11 protein-coding genes and 1 pseudogene are annotated in these 15,280 nt (G+C 66.2%); 6 read left to right on the plus strand and 6 right to left on the minus strand.

From position 1 onward, the window contains the following. Positions 1-17: 17 nt before the first annotated feature. The 5 genes from treS to V9K97_RS14070 all read right to left on the minus strand — a co-directional run bounded on the left by treS (position 18) and on the right by V9K97_RS14070 (position 8,287). Entirely contained in the window at positions 18-3,344 is a 3,327-nt protein-coding gene (treS, locus tag V9K97_RS14050) for a maltose alpha-D-glucosyltransferase (RefSeq protein WP_337318727.1), read from the minus strand. 12 nt (positions 3,345-3,356) lie between these two features. Further along, entirely contained in the window at positions 3,357-5,408 is a 2,052-nt protein-coding gene (locus V9K97_RS14055) for an alpha-1,4-glucan--maltose-1-phosphate maltosyltransferase (RefSeq protein WP_337318728.1), read from the minus strand. After that, positions 5,405-7,303 (minus strand): 1,4-alpha-glucan branching protein GlgB, encoded by a 1,899-nt coding sequence (glgB, locus tag V9K97_RS14060; RefSeq protein ID WP_337318730.1) that lies wholly within the window; start codon positions 7,301-7,303, stop codon positions 5,405-5,407. The genes V9K97_RS14055 and glgB overlap by 4 nt, the downstream gene beginning before the upstream one ends. A gap of 195 nt (positions 7,304-7,498) precedes the next feature. After that, positions 7,499-7,819 (minus strand): hypothetical protein, encoded by a 321-nt coding sequence (locus V9K97_RS14065; protein ID WP_337318732.1) that lies wholly within the window; start codon positions 7,817-7,819, stop codon positions 7,499-7,501. A gap of 108 nt (positions 7,820-7,927) precedes the next feature. Further along, the gene (locus V9K97_RS14070; protein WP_337318734.1) at positions 7,928-8,287 is read right to left on the minus strand and encodes a hypothetical protein; all 360 of its coding nucleotides are present in this window, start codon (positions 8,285-8,287) and stop codon (positions 7,928-7,930) included. 255 nt (positions 8,288-8,542) lie between these two features. On the opposite strand from V9K97_RS14070, the gene V9K97_RS14075 reads away from it, so the two are divergent. From V9K97_RS14075 to V9K97_RS14095, 5 genes are read left to right on the plus strand one after another with little or no spacing between them, the layout of a single operon-like run. Beyond that, positions 8,543-8,980: an Hsp20/alpha crystallin family protein gene (locus V9K97_RS14075; RefSeq protein ID WP_258505612.1), complete on the plus strand. Its 438-nt coding sequence runs from the start codon at positions 8,543-8,545 to the stop codon at positions 8,978-8,980. A 24-nt stretch (positions 8,981-9,004) separates the two neighbouring features. Next, entirely contained in the window at positions 9,005-9,409 is a 405-nt protein-coding gene (locus tag V9K97_RS14080; protein WP_126748660.1) for an Hsp20/alpha crystallin family protein, read from the plus strand. A 38-nt stretch (positions 9,410-9,447) separates the two neighbouring features. Continuing rightward, complete coding sequence (locus V9K97_RS14085; protein WP_258505611.1) at positions 9,448-9,795, plus strand: hypothetical protein; 348 nt, start codon at positions 9,448-9,450, stop codon at positions 9,793-9,795. 58 nt (positions 9,796-9,853) lie between these two features. Continuing rightward, positions 9,854-10,537 carry a phosphoribosyltransferase gene (locus V9K97_RS14090; RefSeq protein ID WP_337318737.1) on the plus strand — a complete coding sequence of 228 codons (684 nt, stop codon included), beginning with the start codon at positions 9,854-9,856 and terminating at the stop codon, positions 10,535-10,537. Beyond that, on the plus strand, positions 10,534-11,880 hold the full coding sequence (locus V9K97_RS14095; RefSeq protein ID WP_337318739.1) for an erythromycin esterase family protein: 1,347 nt from the start codon (positions 10,534-10,536) through the stop codon (positions 11,878-11,880). Before V9K97_RS14090 ends, V9K97_RS14095 begins: the two co-directional genes overlap by 4 nt. A 27-nt stretch (positions 11,881-11,907) precedes the next feature. Here V9K97_RS14095 and V9K97_RS14100 read toward each other — a convergent pair whose 3' ends face one another. After that, on the minus strand, positions 11,908-13,518 hold the full coding sequence (locus V9K97_RS14100; protein WP_337318741.1) for an alpha-amylase family glycosyl hydrolase: 1,611 nt from the start codon (positions 13,516-13,518) through the stop codon (positions 11,908-11,910). A gap of 58 nt (positions 13,519-13,576) precedes the next feature. On the opposite strand from V9K97_RS14100, the pseudogene V9K97_RS14105 reads away from it, so the two are divergent. After that, a pseudogene (locus tag V9K97_RS14105) lies at positions 13,577-15,240 on the plus strand (alpha-amylase family protein). Positions 15,241-15,280 lie beyond the last annotated feature (40 nt).

Below are 15,280 nucleotides of genomic sequence, written 5' to 3' on the forward strand. Positions count from 1 at the left end.
CGAATGCGATGCAAGCATCAACCGGGCCGCTCTGCCTGCAGGAGCGCCAGCACGCCGTTCAGCGGCACCTGGGCCCAGTCGGCGCGGTTGTTGAGCTCGTAGCGCAGCTCGTACAGCGCCTTTTCCAGTTCGAACAGCGCGAGCAGTTCGGTATCGATCTGCGCGTTGCCGTCGCCTGCCGCCTGCGAATAGCCGTCCATGAAGGCCTGGCGCGTGGCCTGCTCCCATGCGGCGGCGGGCGGTGCCAGGTAGGCGGCTTCTTCCACGCTCTGCGCCACGCGGCGCAGGGCCGACCAGCGCGCGTAGTTGAAGGAGCGCAGCATGCCGGCCACGTCGCGCAGCGGCGAGCCCTTGGCCCGGCGCTCGTCGAAGCTGCGGGCCGGCTCGCCCTCGAAATCGATGATGACAAAATCGTTGTCGCGCACCAGCACCTGGCCCAGGTGAAAGTCGCCGTGGTAGCGGCTCTTGATGCCGCCCTGCGTTTGCGGCTTGCGCGCCGCAATCGAAGCCTGCAGTGCGTCTTCCATGGTGAGAAGCGCCTGGCCGTCGATCTGCGCCGGCGCCGGCAGTTGGCCCAGCCGGTCGCGCAACAGCGAAAGCGTGGTCGCAACGTCGGCCCGGGCTTGCGCCGTGTAGCGGGCAATGTCTTCGGCCAGCAGCGGCTCGGGCTCGAAGGCCGCGGCGCCCGTGCGCATTGCCAGGGCCTTGTGCAGCTCGGCGGTGCGTCGCCCCAATGTGGCCATGAGCGCAAGAAAGCCGCCGTGCGCGGCCAGCGGGTCGGGCAGCGCGCCGTTGGTGGTGGCAAAGTCGCGCAAAAAACGCTCCAGATAGCCCAGCGTGTGGTCCCAGCCGTCGCCCTGGTTCGACACATACGACTGCACCATGGCCAGCGTCATGGTGCGGCCGTCGTTGGCCGTGTATTCGAGCGCGCCCAGCACCGGGACGCAGTGCGGGTAGTGCGCCACTTCGGTCAGGAAGCGGCCCATCTCCAGCTCGGGGTTCAGGCCTTCGCGCAGGTGGCGGTAGCCCTTGAGGAACAGGGTTTCGTTCACCGTCACCACCGTGTTGCTGCTCACGCCGCTCGGCCGCCCGACCGGCAGGCTGTCGATGTCTGCCTTGACGGCCGCGAATGCCGCAGTGGGGCGGAAACGCATCCGCCCGTGTGCGGTGTCCAGGTCCATGCCGTTGCGAATGGCGTGCAGCAGCGCCCGGCAAAAAGCTTCGTCGTAGAAGGCGTCGCCCATCAGGCCTACTTGCGCCTGCTGCCGCACCTTGGCCACCGCGGCCTGCGCCACGCCGGCCATGCGCTCTTCATCGCGCTCTTCCCAGGCCAGTGCCAGCGGCATGAAATAGGTGGCGCCGCCGTGAGGGCCGTCGAGTTCGAGCAGAGGCAGCATCCAGCTTTGCGAGCCGGATTCCCACACCGCATGGTCCGCCAGCCGCGCCCGCTCGATGGTGGTTCCCTTCGATGCATACCAGCGCTGGATTTCTATGTGCCGCGGCAGTACCTCCTGCTCGAACTGCGCGCGCATGCGCTCCGACATGCCGATGCGCCACGGCATCACCCTGTCTCGGAAGAAGCTGGTCCAGCCGTCGAACAGCACCAGCGTGGGCCACTCCTGCAGCGCCACGCCTTCCTGGTGCCAGCTGGGCATCTCGGCGTCGGACGTGAGCCTGAACCAGTAGAACCCGTACGACGACAGCGTGAGCAGGTACGGCAGCTCGCCAATCGGCGGAAACGGCGCGCGGCCCAGCATCTCGATGGGCACCCGGCCCTTGAACGCGGAAAGGTCGAGCTCCACCGGCTGCGCGGCGCGCGAGAGGTTGAACACCGTCAGGATGATGTCGTCGCCGTACTCGCTCAGGTAGGCCAGGATCTTGCGGTTGCCCGGCTTCAGGAAGCGCCGCTTGCCGCGGCCGAAGGCGTGGCTGGTCTTGCGCACGGCCAGCATGCGCTTGGTCCAGTTGAGGAGCGAACTGCTGTCGCGCGCCTGCGCCTCCACGTTCAGCGCCTCGTAGCCGAACATCGGGTCCATGATGGGCTGCAGGTACAGGCGCTGCGGGTCGGCGCGCGAGAAGCCGGCGTTGCGGTCGGGGCTCCACTGCATGGGCGTGCGCACGCCGTTGCGGTCGCCCACGAACACGTTGTCGCCCATGCCGATCTCGTCGCCGTAGTAGATGATGGGCGAGCCCGGCATCGACAGCAGCATGCCGTTCATGAGCTTCACGCGGTCGATGTCGTTTTCCATCAGCGGCGCAAGGCGGCGCCGAATACCCAGGTTGATGCGCGCGCGCAGGTCGGCGGCGTACATGGTGTACATGTAGTCGCGCTCCTTGCTGGTCACCATCTCGAGCGTGAGCTCGTCGTGGTTGCGCAGGAAGATCGCCCACTGGCAGCCCTCCGGAATGTCCGGCGTCTGCTGCATGATTTCGACGATGGGGTGCCGGTCTTCCTGCGCAATGGCCATGTACATGCGCGGCATCAGCGGAAAGTGGTACGCCATGTGGCATTCGTCGCCGTCGCCGAAATACTCGCGCACGTCTTCCGGCCACATGTTGGCCTCTGCCAGCAGAAAGCGGTTCTTGTACTGCGCGTCGATGGCGGCGCGCAGCTTCTTGATCACCGCATGCGTCTCGGGCAGGTTCTCGTTGCTGGTGCCGTCGCGCTCCACCAGGTAGGGAATGGCGTCGAGCCGGAAGCCGTCCACCCCCATGTCGAGCCAGAAGCGCATCACCTTGAAGATCGCTTCCAGCACGGCCGGGTTGTCGAAGTTCAGGTCCGGCTGGTGGCTGAAGAAACGGTGCCAGTAGTAGGCCTTGGCCACCGGGTCCCACGCCCAATTCGACGTCTCGGTGTCGGTGAAGATGATGCGCGTGCCCTGGTAGATCTGGTCGGTGTCGCTCCACACGTAGAAGTCGCGCTCGGGCGAGCCGGCGGGCGCACGGCGCGCCGCCTGAAACCAGGGGTGGTCGCTCGATGTGTGGTTGATGACCAGCTCGGTGATCACGCGCAGCCCGCGCTCGTGCGCGGCGTCGAGCATCTCGCGAAAGTCGTCCAGCGTGCCGTACTGCGGGTTCACGTCTTCGTAGGCCGAGATGTCGTAGCCGTCGTCGCGCAGCGGCGATGGATAGAACGGCATCAGCCAGATGGTGTTGACGCCCAGCTCCTTCACGTAGTCGAGCTTGGCGGTCACGCCCTTGAAGTCGCCGATGCCGTCGTTGTTGGAGTCGAAGAAGGCCTTGACGTTGAGCTGGTAGATCACCGCGTCCCGGTACCACAGCGGGTCGTCGCTGATGTCGATCTCGACCGTTTCAAGCGCAATGTGGGAGACAGGTGCATTCATGGTGGCGCGGCCTCACAGAAAGTAGTCGAAGTCGCGCTCGTCGCCATGGCGCCGCCGGACGACGAAGATGTGCGCGGGCACGCTGTGCGGATCGAGGCGTATGTAGTGCCATCCACCCTGCCAGGTAAACCTCTGCCCACTCAGCAGGTCATGCATCTGGAACGCGCGCGAACTGTCGATGCCGGCGCTTTGCGGATCGAACTGGAGCCAGCCCGACTGCACGTTGTGCGGGTCCAGGTTCACCACGGTCACGATCACGTTGTCGCCGCTCTCGGACACCTTGGCATAGGCCAGCAGCTGGTCGTTGTCGATCTGCAGAAAGCGCAGGCTCCGGTCCCATTGCAGCGCCGGGTTCTCGCGGCGGATGCGGTTCACCCGGGCGATGAAGGGCGCCAGGCTGCCGGGGTCGTCGTGGTTCCAGTGCCGCAGCTGGTATTTCTCGGAGTCGAGGTATTCCTCGCTGCCGGGCGAGCGCGGCAGGTGCTCGCGCAGTTCGAAAGCCGGCCCGTAGATGCCGTAGTTGGCCGACAGCGTGGCGGCCAGCACCAGCCGCGCCATGTACACCGAGGGCTCTCCGCCCTGCAATTGCTCGTGCAGGATGTCGGGTGTGTTCGGCCACACGTTGGGCCTGAAGTAGTCGACGCCCGGCGCGGTCGAAAGCTCGGTGAAATATTCGGTGAGCTCCTGCTTGGTGTTGCGCCAGGTGAAGTAGGTGTACGACTGCGAAAAGCCCAGCTTTGCCAGCCGGTGCATCACCTTGGGCCGCGTGAAAGCCTCGGCAAGGAAGATCACCTCGGGGTGCTCGCGCCGTATCTCGCCGATGGCCCATTCCCAGAACGGGAAGGCCTTGGTGTGCGGGTTGTCCACCCGGAAGATGCGCACGCCCTCGCCGATCCAGTGCTCAATCACGCTGCGCAGCTCCACCCACAGGCCGCGCCAGTCTTCGCTCTCGAAGTTGAAGGGATAGATGTCCTGGTACTTCTTGGGCGGGTTCTCCGCGTATTGCACGCTGCCGTCGGGCCGCCACCGGAACCAGTCGGGGTGCGCCTTCACATAGGGGTGGTCGGGCGCGCACTGGAACGCGATGTCCAGTGCAATCTCCAGCCCGTGCGCGGTGGCCTGCGCATACAGGTGGCGAAAATCTTCCGCCGTGCCAAGGGCCGGAAGAATCGACTTGTGCCCACCCTCCGCGGCGCCGATGGCCCAGGGGCTGCCCACGTCGTCGGGGCCACTGGTCAGTGCATTGTTGGGGCCCTTGCGCTGCACGCGGCCGATCGGATGAATCGGCGGAAAGTAGAGCACGTCGAAGCCCATGGCCGCGATGGCCGGCAGGCGGGCCTCCACGTCCTTGAAGGTGCCGTGCACGCCGGGCGTGGTGCCGGCGGAGCGAGGGAACAGCTCGTACCAGGTGCTGAAGCGCGCGCGCTCGCGCTCGGCCTCCAGCGGCAGCTCGACCGCATAGCGCACCTGGTGGCGGCGGTCGGGGTGGCGGCGCGCGAGCATGGCCAGCTCTTCGTCCAGCGCCAGCGCCTTCAGGGTCGACACCTCCGTGGCCGGGTGGGCGGCCACGGCATCGAGCTCGGTGGCCCAGCGCGCAAGCGCCTGGCGGTCCGCGCCCTCGGCCCGCTCGGCGGCCGCGGCCACCTCGAGCGCGCCCACCTGCGATGCGATGCGCACGTCTTCGGCGTCCACACGCCGCGCCATTTCGCTGCGCCACGATTCGAAGGGGTCGACCCATGCAACCACGGTGTAGAAGTAGCGCCCCAGCGCGGGCGGCGAAAACGCGGCCTCCCACACGTCGTTGACGAGCGGCTTCATCGGCACTTCGCGGAACTCGGTCTTGTCGTGCGGCCGCCAGCAAAGCACCACGCGCAGCACGTCGTGGCCGTCGGTAAAGCAGTGCGCCTTCACGTGCACCATTTCGCCCACGATGCATTTCACCGGGAAGCGGCCGTTGTCCACCGCCGGCAAGACGGCATCGACCACGGCGCGGCGGTTGCCGTCGCTCATCTCGGGCATTCTCGAAGCTGCGGGCGTCTGCGGGGTTGCGAACAGTTTTTTCATGATGGCCGGTGCTCGAGAATCAGCGTGGAAAGCGGCGGCAAGGTCATGCACACCGACTGCATGCGGCCGTGCGAGCGCACCGGTGCGGACTCCACGCCGCCCAGGTTGCCCCAGCCCGATCCGCCGAACTCCACCGCGTCGGTGTTGATGAGTTCGCGCCAGTAGCCGCCTTGCGGCACGCCCAGCACGTAGTTGGTGCGCGGTACCGGGGTCAGGTTGCTGACCACCAGCAGCGGCGGATGGCCATCGCGCGCCTTGCGTACGAACGCGAACACGCTGCGCTCGGCGTCGTCCGCCACCACCCACTCGAAGCCCGATGGCGTGAAGTCCTGCTGGTAGAGCGCGGGCGCGCCGCGGTACACCCGGTTGAGCTGCGACACCAGCCGCTGCAGGCCCGAGTGCCCTTCGAGGTCGCAGACCCACCATTCGAGCTCGCCGTCATGCGTCCATTCGCGCCGCTGGCCGAACTCGCCGCCCATGAACAGCAGCTTCTTGCCCGGGTGCGCCCACATGAAGCCGAACAGCGCGCGCAGGTTGGCAAACTGCTGCCACGGATCGCCGGGCATCTTGTTCAGCAAAGAGCCCTTGCCGTGCACCACCTCGTCGTGCGAGAGCGGGAGCACGAAGTTCTCGTGGAAGGCATACACCAGCGAGAACGTCATCTTGTGATGGTGGTACTTGCGGTGGACCGGCTCTTCCTTCATGTAGGCGAGCACGTCGTGCATCCAGCCCATGTTCCACTTCTCGCCGAAGCCCAGGCCGTCCATGTCGGTGGGGCGCGAAACGCGCGGCCATGCGGTCGATTCCTCGGCCACGGTAATGGTGTCGGGGTGCTCGCGGTACACGGCGCGGTTCAGCGTCTGCAAGAAGTCGATCGCCTCGAGGTTCTCGCGGCCGCCGTGGCGGTTGGGAATCCATTCGCCGTGCTTGCGCGCGTAGTCGAGGTAGAGCATCGACGCCACCGCGTCCACCCGCAGCCCGTCCAGGTGGTACCGGTCGAGCCAGAAGAGCCCCGACGACACCAGGAAGCTGCGCACCTCCGCGCGGCCGTAGTTGAAGATGCTCGAATTCCACTCCGGGTGAAAGCCCTGGCGCGGATCGGCATGCTCATACAGGTGCGTGCCGTCGAAGAACGCAAGGCCGTGCTCGTCGGTGGGAAAGTGCGAAGGCACCCAGTCCAGCAGCACGCCGATGCCGTTCTGGTGCAGGTGGTCGACCAGGTACATGAAATCCTGCGGAGACCCGAAGCGCGCGGTGGGTGCAAAGTAGCCGGTGGTCTGGTAGCCCCAGGAGCCGTAGAACGGGTGCTCCGTCACGGGCATGAGCTCCACGTGCGTGAAGCCCATGTGCTTCACATACTCCGCAAGCTCATGCGCGATTTCGCGGTAGCCCATGAAGTGCCCGTCTCGCCGCCGCCACGAGCCCAGGTGCACCTCGTAGACAGACATGGGCGCGTCCAGCGCGTTGTGCGCGGCGCGCGTGGCCATCCATTCGCCGTCGTTCCATTCATACGAAAGATCGCATATGCGCGAGGCCGTGGCGGGCGGATGCTCGGCGCAAAAGGCAAAGGGGTCGGCCTTGTCGACCGTGTAGCCGCCAAAGCGCGAGCGGATGCGGTACTTGTAGGTCTGGCCGAGCGCCGCATTGGGCGCATGGCCCAGCCAGATGCCCGTGCCGTCCGGCGAGGGTGACAGCGGGTCGGCGTCGCCGGACCAGTGGTTCCAGTCGCCGACCACGGCAACGGACTCCGCATTGGGCGCCCACACCGCAAAGCGGGCACCGCCCTCTTCGGAGAGGTGGCAACCCATCAGGTCGTACAAGCGGGAATGCGTTCCTTCGCGGAACAGGTAGGCGTCTTGCGCCTCGGGCTCGGGTAGCTGCTGAGTCACTGGCACCGGTGTTCCTTGCTTGCTTGAAGGCCAGCGACCGGGTGTTCAAAGGAACACGCTCTCGTCAACCCAACGGCCTGAGCTCACAATTTGCAAAGAATTCGGGCCCGGCGGGTAAGGCTGAAGCCTCCTTGCCGTGTCGGAGAGTTCCCCATAACGCGATGAGGGACGAAAAATGGCCGCGCCGCTCGCGCGGCTATTTCAGGCCGCGAGCGAGGCTGCCGGCCATGCGCCCTGCACTCCCGCGGCGCGCGGAAGAATGCGCCGGGAGAAGTCGTCCACGGTCAGGTTGATGGCCTGGTTGGGGTTGGCCCGGTACCGCTTGAGCGCGGCGGCGCCGATGTCGTCGAAGTGGGTCCTGCAGGTGTCGAGCAACTGGTCGCCGAGGTTCCTGGTGCCGAACACGTCGTGCAGGGTTTCTTCTGAAATTTGCGCAATGATCCGCGCGCCCTCGGGACCGTCCGGATAAATCGCGAAGCGGACGCTCGCAGTGTCAAAGCAGTAGATGCCTTCGAAGTCCATGTCTGTCTCCTGTTCTCGCTTGTCTCTTGTGTAGTGGCGAAACGGATTCAGCGCGGAAGCACGCATGCGCTGTCATGGACTTCCGCGCATGTTCAGGAAGGATGCGGCCTACAAGCTTTGCGAAGGCCGTGAATCGTGGCTTTGGTGCAGCAAACCTTGCTGCAATCCGCGCCCGTGGCGCCCGGCGGCGAGCCAGTTCTTCAGGCCCATGTGGCGCGGTTTGCTGCGCCCCGGCGCTTCGCCCGGATAGCGCACCCGCGCCAGTTCCTCACGCCCTTTTTCGGTAATGGCAAGCACCTGTGCCGCAGGCTCCGCGCCCGACAGTTTCAGCGGGTCGGCGGGAGCCGGAACAAAGGCGATCACGAGCCCGGCCTGGCGAAGAATCCTGACCTCGTCGATCTCCTTGGGCGTCCGGAAAGACATGGGAAGGCGGGATGCGGCAATCTGCTTGAGCAGGTCTATCGACATGACAAATCTCCTCTAGGTTTGGAATGACGACTGACGATTTCAACGACGTTCGAGTTAGGTCCGCCTTGCCGCGCTTCAAGGGGACTGCCGGAAGGTCTTTTTTATCGCGCGGGGCAGGTTCATAGCATCGGTTCCTGCCGCTGCGGCAGCTGAAAAAGGGCTCTTGAAAAAAGCATGGCCGCGCCTATTTCGCTGATCGGAAGCGCTGGAGAGGCCTCCGGCGCCCTGTTCAACTTTCGAATGGAGGTTTTCGCCATGTACCGATCCTTGTTTCCGCGCGACATGTTCGCCGAGATGGATCGCCTGCAGCGCGAGATGCAGCAGGCCTTCGATCTGTCGCCCACCATCCGCGGCTTCGGCCGCAACGGCTTCCCTGCCCTGAACGTCGGCGGCACGCCGCAGACCGTGGAGATCTACGCGTTTGCGCCGGGTGTCGACCCGTCCAGCCTGGAAGTCAACCTGGAGCGCGGCCTGCTCAGCATCGCCGGTACGCGCAGCAACACGCTGCCCCAGGGCGATGCCAAGGCGGCCGTTCACATCAACGAGCGCTTCGAGGGCAGCTTCCGCAGGGTGCTGACCTTGCCCGACGATGCCGACCCCGACGCCGTGCAGGCCAAGTACCGCGACGGCGTGCTGCACATCACGGTGCAGCGGCGCGCCTCGTCGCAGCCCCGGCGCATCACCGTTCAGTGACAAGCAGAGAAAGGAGAGACGACCATGAACAGCAACACATCGCCTCGTGTCGCCGAATCGAAGGAGCTCGCCCGCAAGGAGGGCGCGCGCTACAGCGACGCCGCCCTGACGCCGCCGGTCGACGTGATCGAGGACAGCGGCGGCATCACGCTCTTTGCCGACCTGCCCGGCGTTTCGCGCGAGAAGCTCGGCCTGCACGTGGCCTCCGACACGCTGACCATCGAGGCGGAGTCCGACCTGGCCGTTCCGGAGGGGCTGGAATCCAGTCACACGGAGGTGGGCCTCGGCCGCTTCCGCCGCGTGTTCACGCTGAGCAAGGAGCTGGACACGGCCGCGATCTCGGCGGAACTGAAGCAGGGTGTGCTGAAGCTGCGCATTCCGAAGGCCGAGCACGCCCAGCCGCGGCGCATCGAGATCCAGGCCGCATGAGAGCAGCCCGCCATGAGCACATGCTCCGGAGGTGAGGAATGAGCGGTACCGAGTGCCTGGCGCGTTTGCGCGCCGACGCCGAAGCCCTGAGCCCGCGCGCGGCCCACATCGCGCTGGCGCTCCTGCCCGCCGTCGATCACCTGCCGGATGCATGGAAGGCGGGCTTGCGCAAGACGCTGACCCACCGCGCCAGCGCAACGCAGCCGCTCCCTCCGACCGAATTCGATGCGATCCGCGTGACGGCCTCCAGCCTTCCGCACGCGTACCCGGAATGGGTGGTGACAGACCCCGAGCACCCGAAGGCCCGTGCGTTGATCGTCGAGGCCTGGGAGGCGGCGCAGCGCTATCGCTCCGGGCCGGGGCAGAGCACGCCTACGCGGATGTGAGCATCCCCCTACAGCGCCGGCGCTCGAGCAAACCTAAGGTGGCCACAAGGACACCGAAATGGGATTCGAGTATTTCAGGAACCGGCAGCACGCAGGCCGCGTGCTCGCCCAGGAGCTGGCCATCTATGCCGTAAGGCCTGACGTGATCGTGCTGGCCCTGCCGCGCGGCGGCACGCCGGTGGCGTACGAGGTGGCCCAGGCGCTGCAGGCGCCGCTGGACGTTCTGGTGGTGCGCAAGCTGGGCGTACCGGGCCACGAGGAATACGCCATGGGCGCCATTGCAAGCGGCGGCGAGCAGGTGCTCGACGGCGATCTTGTCCGAGAGCTCGGCATCGGCGCCGAGGCGGTCGATGAAGTGGTTCGCAACGAACAGCATGAGCTCGAGCGGCGCGAGCGTACCTACCGCGGCAACCGCCCCGCGCCCGACCTGGCCGGCCGCATCGTCATATTGGTCGACGACGGGCTTGCCACCGGTGCCACCATGCGCGTGGCCGTGCGCGCGGTACGCAGGCAGGAACCGGCCCGCGTGGTCGTTGCGGCGCCCGTCGCATCGCCCGAAGCCTGCGCGCTCTTGCACGGCGAGGCGGACGACGTCGTTTGCGCCGAGATTCCGGATTCCTTTCTCGGCGTCGGCCGCTGGTACCTCGATTTTTCGCAGACCAGCGACGAGGAGGTGTGCCGCCTGCTCGACGAAGCGAACCGCCCCCGCCGCGCGCACCAGCCCGAGGACCCTGCACGATGAAGCCATCCGATATTTCGAAAGAAGCGGAGGCGCTGCGCTCGGCGGCGCACCCGATGGAAGGAAACCCCTGCGACCACGACGCCCTGCTGGACCTGATCGGCGATGCGCACTACGTGCTGCTTGGCGAGGCCTCGCACGGCACGCAGGAGTTCTATGCCGAGCGCGCCAGCATCACGCGGCGCCTGCTGGCCGAAAAGGGCTTCAACGCCGTGGCCATCGAAGGCGACTGGCCCGACGCCTACCGCGTGAACCGCTACGTCAGGGCGGCCAGCGATGACGCCAGCGCGGCCGAGGCACTCTCCGGCTTTCGGCGATTTCCCACCTGGATGTGGCGCAACGAAGAGGTGGCGCGCTTCGTCGAATGGCAGCGCGCCTTCAACGACTCCGCACCGCCGCAAGGAAAAACGGGCTTCTACGGGCTCGACCTGTACAGCCTCTCGGGCTCCATGGAAGCCGTGCTCGCGTACTTCGAGCGGACCGACCCCGAGGCGGCCCGCCTCGCGCGCGAACGCTACGGCTGCTTCGACCGCTTCGGCGACCGCGGCCAGATGTACGGGCTGATGGCCGGCGTCGGCAACACGGCTTCTTGCCAGCAGGCGGTGGTCGACATGCTGCTCGAGATGCGGCGGGCCGCCGGCGAGGCCTGGCGCAGCGGCAACACGGCCAACGAGGAAGACGCGTTCAATGCCGAGCAGAACGCGCGCCTCGTGAAAAATGCCGAGGCGTATTACCGCTCGCTGTACCTGAGCGACGTTTCATCGTGGAACCTGCGCGACCGGCACATGGTCGAGACGCTGGGCGAAGTGGAGCGGCACCTCTGGCGCGGCAGCGAGCGCCCGAAGATCGTGGTGTGGGCCCACAACTCGCACCTGGGCGATGCGCGGGCGACCGAAATGGGCGAGGAACGCGGCGAGCTCAACGTCGGCCAACTGGTGCGTGAACGCCAGGGCCGCGACGCGGTGCTGGTGGGCTTTACCACCCACACCGGCACCGTGATGGCGGCCTCCGACTGGGGCGCCGCCGGCGAGCGCAAACACGTTCTGCCTTCGCGGCCGGACAGCTACGAGGCCTTGATGCACGAGACCGGACTCGAGCGCTTCATGCTGCCCTTGCGCGGCGAAGGCAGCCACTATTTCGCGCTGCGGGAGCAGCGGCTCGAACGCGCCATCGGCGTCATCTACCGGCCCGACACCGAGCGGCAGAGCCACTACTTCTTCGCGCGGCTGCCGGTGCAGTTCGATGCGCTGCTGCACATCGACCGTACCCAGGCGGTGGTTCCGCTGGACAGCCCTGTCCCGCCAGACGACGTGGGCGTGCCCGAAACCTATCCATCCGGCAAATAGCCTCCTAGCCCCCGGGCCGCATGCTCGCTACTGGGCGACGATCACGCCCTCCAGCGGCTGCAGCGTCAGCGCGCCCTTCACCGCGCCGGTCCGGTCGGCATGGGTCGAAGCCAGCACCACGACTTCGTGCGGCAGCAGGTCGGTGCGAACCCGCGTTTCCGTGATGCCGAAGTTCAGCAGCACCACCAGCCGCCTCGTGCCCGAGGTTCTTGCATAGGCCAGCACGTCGGCGCCGGCATCGAGCTGCTCGTGGCTGCCCTCGTGCAGCGCGGGCTCATGGCGGCGCAGCGCAATCAGCCGCTTGTAGAGCTGCAGCATCGAGGCGGGATCGGCCAGTTGCACTTCCACGTTGCGCATGTGCCAGTCGCCGCCGAGCCGCAGCCAGGGCGTGCCGTCGGTAAAGCCCGCCGCGTGCGCGCGGCTCCACTGCATGGGCGTGCGCTGCGGGTCGCGCCCCAGGCCCTTTCCGGGCTCGTTCTTCTCGAAGGGGTCTTGCACTTCCTCGGGCGGAATGGGAACGTCGGTCAGGCCGATCTCGTCGCCGTAGTAGAGCGTGGGCGTGCCGCGCAGCGTGAGCAGCAGCATGGCCGCGAGCCGCGCCCTCTCCTGCCCCACGCGGCTCGCGATGCGCGGCTTGTCGTGGTTGCCCAGCACCCAGTTGGGCGCCGCGCCGTGCGGCAGCGCCGCTTCGTAGTTGCGCACGATGCGGTCGATTTCGGACGCATGCCACGGCGCCGTGATGAGCTGGAAGTTGAAGGGCAGCTGCACGCCCTGCAGCAGGCCCTCGGAGGTTGCGCCGTAGTAGGCCATGAGCCGTTCGAGCGGCAGATAAAGCTCGCCGATCAATACGCGCGCCGAGCTTTCATCGCTGAACTCATCCGCCACCCGGCGCAACTCGGCGACGATGTCCTGCATCTCCGGGCGGTCGGTGGTGTAGAGCGCGAGCAGGCGGTGCGAAGGGTCCTGCCCCGGCTGGAAGGCCGGGTTCGGCGGGTTGTCGCGGAACAGCTCGTCCTTGATGAGGTGGTAGAGCACGTCGATGCGAAAACCATCCACCCCGCGCCGCAGCCAGAAGCGCAGCACCTCGTACATGGCTTTGCGCACTTCGGGGTTGCGCCAGTTCAGGTCGGGCTGCTCCTTCAGGAACGAATGGCAGTAGTACTGCCCGCTGGCCTCGTCGAAGGTCCATGCCGGCCCGCCGAAATTGCTGAGCCAGTTGTTGGGCGGGCCGCCGCCCGGAGCCGGGTCGCGCCACAGGTACCAGTCGCGCCGGGGGGTGTTGCGCGAGGCCCGGCTTTGCACAAACCACGGGTGCTGGTCCGACGTATGGTTGGGCACGAAGTCCAGCACCAGCTTGAGGCCCCGCGCCTTGCACTCGGCGGCCAGCGCATCGAAGTCCTGCAGCGTGCCAAAGCGCGAATCGATGTTGCAGTAGTCGGAAATGTCGTACCCGAAGTCGGCCATTGGTGAGGGGTAGATAGGCGATATCCAGACAGCGTCCACGCCGAGCTCGACCAGATAATCAAGCCGCTTCTGTATGCCCCGCAAGTCGCCGATGCCGTCTCCGTCGCTGTCCTGGAACGAACGCGGATAGATCTGATAAACGATTCCGTTCTTCCACCAAGCATCGGCCGACATCGAGTTTCCTTTCGTGTTCTGTGTTGCGAGGCTTCCATTTTTAGGAGGTTCCCCGGGCATGATCAACGACCTTGGTACAAGAACGCCGTGGTGTATTGCCTCTCGGTGGGAACCTTCATGGATTCCAACGGAGACGGCTGCGGCGACTTCGAGGGCCTGACGCGGCGGCTGGAGTACCTTCACGGCCTTGGCGTGACCACGCTGTGGTTGATGCCGTTCCACCCTTCGCCGGGGCGTGACGACGGCTACGATGTTTCGGACTATTACAACGTAGACCCTCGCTTCGGCACGCTCGGCGACTTCGTCGAGTTCACGCATTCGGCCGAGCAACTCGGCATGCGCGTGCTGATGGACCTGGTGGTCAACCACACCTCGACCCAGCACCCCTGGTTTCAGGAAGCGCGCAAGAGCCGGAAATCAAAATACCACGACTGGTATGTGTGGTCAGACAAGAAGCCGCCCCGCTCCACCGACGGTGTGGTCTTTCCGGGCGTGCAGAAGTCGACCTGGACTTTCGACAAGGTCGCCAGGCGCTGGTACTTTCATCGCTTCTACGAGTTCCAGGCCGACTTGAACACGGCCAACCCGCATGTGCAGGCCGAGATCCTGAAGATCATGGGCTTCTGGACGCAGCTGGGTGTGTCGGGCTTTCGCATGGACGCGGTGCCCTTCGTCATCGGCGCGAAGGGGCCGAAGGTCGTGTACCCCACGGAGCGGTTCGACATGCTGCGGCAGTTCCGCGAACTGCTTCAATGGCGACGGGGCGACGCCATCATCCTGGCCGAAGCCAACGTGCTGCCCAAGACCAACATGGCGTACTTCGGCGATGAGGGCGAGCGGCTGCACATGATGTTCAACTTCCAGGTCAACCAGAACCTGTTCTATGCCATGGCCGTGGGCGACACCCGGCCGCTGGTCAAGGCGCTGGAGGCCACGCGGGAGCGCCCCGCCACTTCGCAGTGGGTCATGTTCCTGCGCAACCACGACGAGCTCGACCTCGGGCGCCTGCGGCCCGCACAGCGCAAGCGCGTGTTCGAGGCCTTCGGGCCCGACAAGGACATGCAGCTCTATGACCGCGGCATACGCCGCCGCCTGGCGCCGATGCTCGGCGGCAACCGGCGGCGGCTCGAGCTGGCCTACAGCCTGATGCTCACCCTGCCCGGCACGCCGGTCATGCGCTACGGCGACGAGATCGGCATGGGCGACGACCTGAGCCTGCCGGAGCGCAACTGTGCGCGTACGCCCATGCAGTGGTCGACGGAGCGCCAGGGCGGGTTCACCACCTCGTCCAAGCCGGTGCTCCCGGTGGTCACGGGCGGCGCCTACGGCTTCGAGCATGTGAACGTGGCGGCGCAGCGGCGCGACCCCGACTCGCTGCTCAACTGGATGGAGCGCGTGTTCCGCATGCGCAAGGAGGTGCCCGAGATCGGCTGGGGCGACTTCACGGTCATTCCCAACGATGAGCACGCGGTGCTGGTGGTGCGCTACGAATGGCGCGGCAACGCGGTGGTCTTCGTCCACAATTTCGATGCGAACCCGCTGGAGATCAAGCTCGATGCCAAGGCGCTGGGCAAGCACGGCGGGCAACTCATCAACCTGTTGTCGAACGCGCACAGCCGCGCCAATTCAAAAGGAAAGCACTGCATGGTGATCGAGTCGTACGGCTACCGGTGGTTTCGCGTGGGCGCGCTGGACTACCTGCTCAAGCGAGACGAGATGTGAGCCCCTCCCCGGTAACGCAGCGAGGCATGGGGGATTGCGC

Source organism: Variovorax sp. CCNWLW186 (genome assembly GCF_037203865.1).
Taxonomy (GTDB): Bacteria; Pseudomonadota; Gammaproteobacteria; order Burkholderiales; family Burkholderiaceae_C; genus Variovorax.

Coding starts and splice junctions, on each gene's coding strand:
- V9K97_RS14100 (WP_337318741.1), bottom strand. CDS start 13,518: ATGTCGGCCGATGCTTGGTGGAAGAACGGAATCGTTTATCAGATCTAT.
- V9K97_RS14085 (WP_258505611.1), top strand. CDS start 9,448: ATGAGCGGTACCGAGTGCCTGGCGCGTTTGCGCGCCGACGCCGAAGCC.
- V9K97_RS14090 (WP_337318737.1), top strand. CDS start 9,854: ATGGGATTCGAGTATTTCAGGAACCGGCAGCACGCAGGCCGCGTGCTC.
- V9K97_RS14070 (WP_337318734.1), bottom strand. CDS start 8,287: ATGTCGATAGACCTGCTCAAGCAGATTGCCGCATCCCGCCTTCCCATG.
- treS (WP_337318727.1), bottom strand. CDS start 3,344: ATGAATGCACCTGTCTCCCACATTGCGCTTGAAACGGTCGAGATCGAC.
- V9K97_RS14055 (WP_337318728.1), bottom strand. CDS start 5,408: ATGAAAAAACTGTTCGCAACCCCGCAGACGCCCGCAGCTTCGAGAATG.
- V9K97_RS14065 (WP_337318732.1), bottom strand. CDS start 7,819: ATGGACTTCGAAGGCATCTACTGCTTTGACACTGCGAGCGTCCGCTTC.
- V9K97_RS14080 (WP_126748660.1), top strand. CDS start 9,005: ATGAACAGCAACACATCGCCTCGTGTCGCCGAATCGAAGGAGCTCGCC.
- V9K97_RS14075 (WP_258505612.1), top strand. CDS start 8,543: ATGTACCGATCCTTGTTTCCGCGCGACATGTTCGCCGAGATGGATCGC.
- V9K97_RS14095 (WP_337318739.1), top strand. CDS start 10,534: ATGAAGCCATCCGATATTTCGAAAGAAGCGGAGGCGCTGCGCTCGGCG.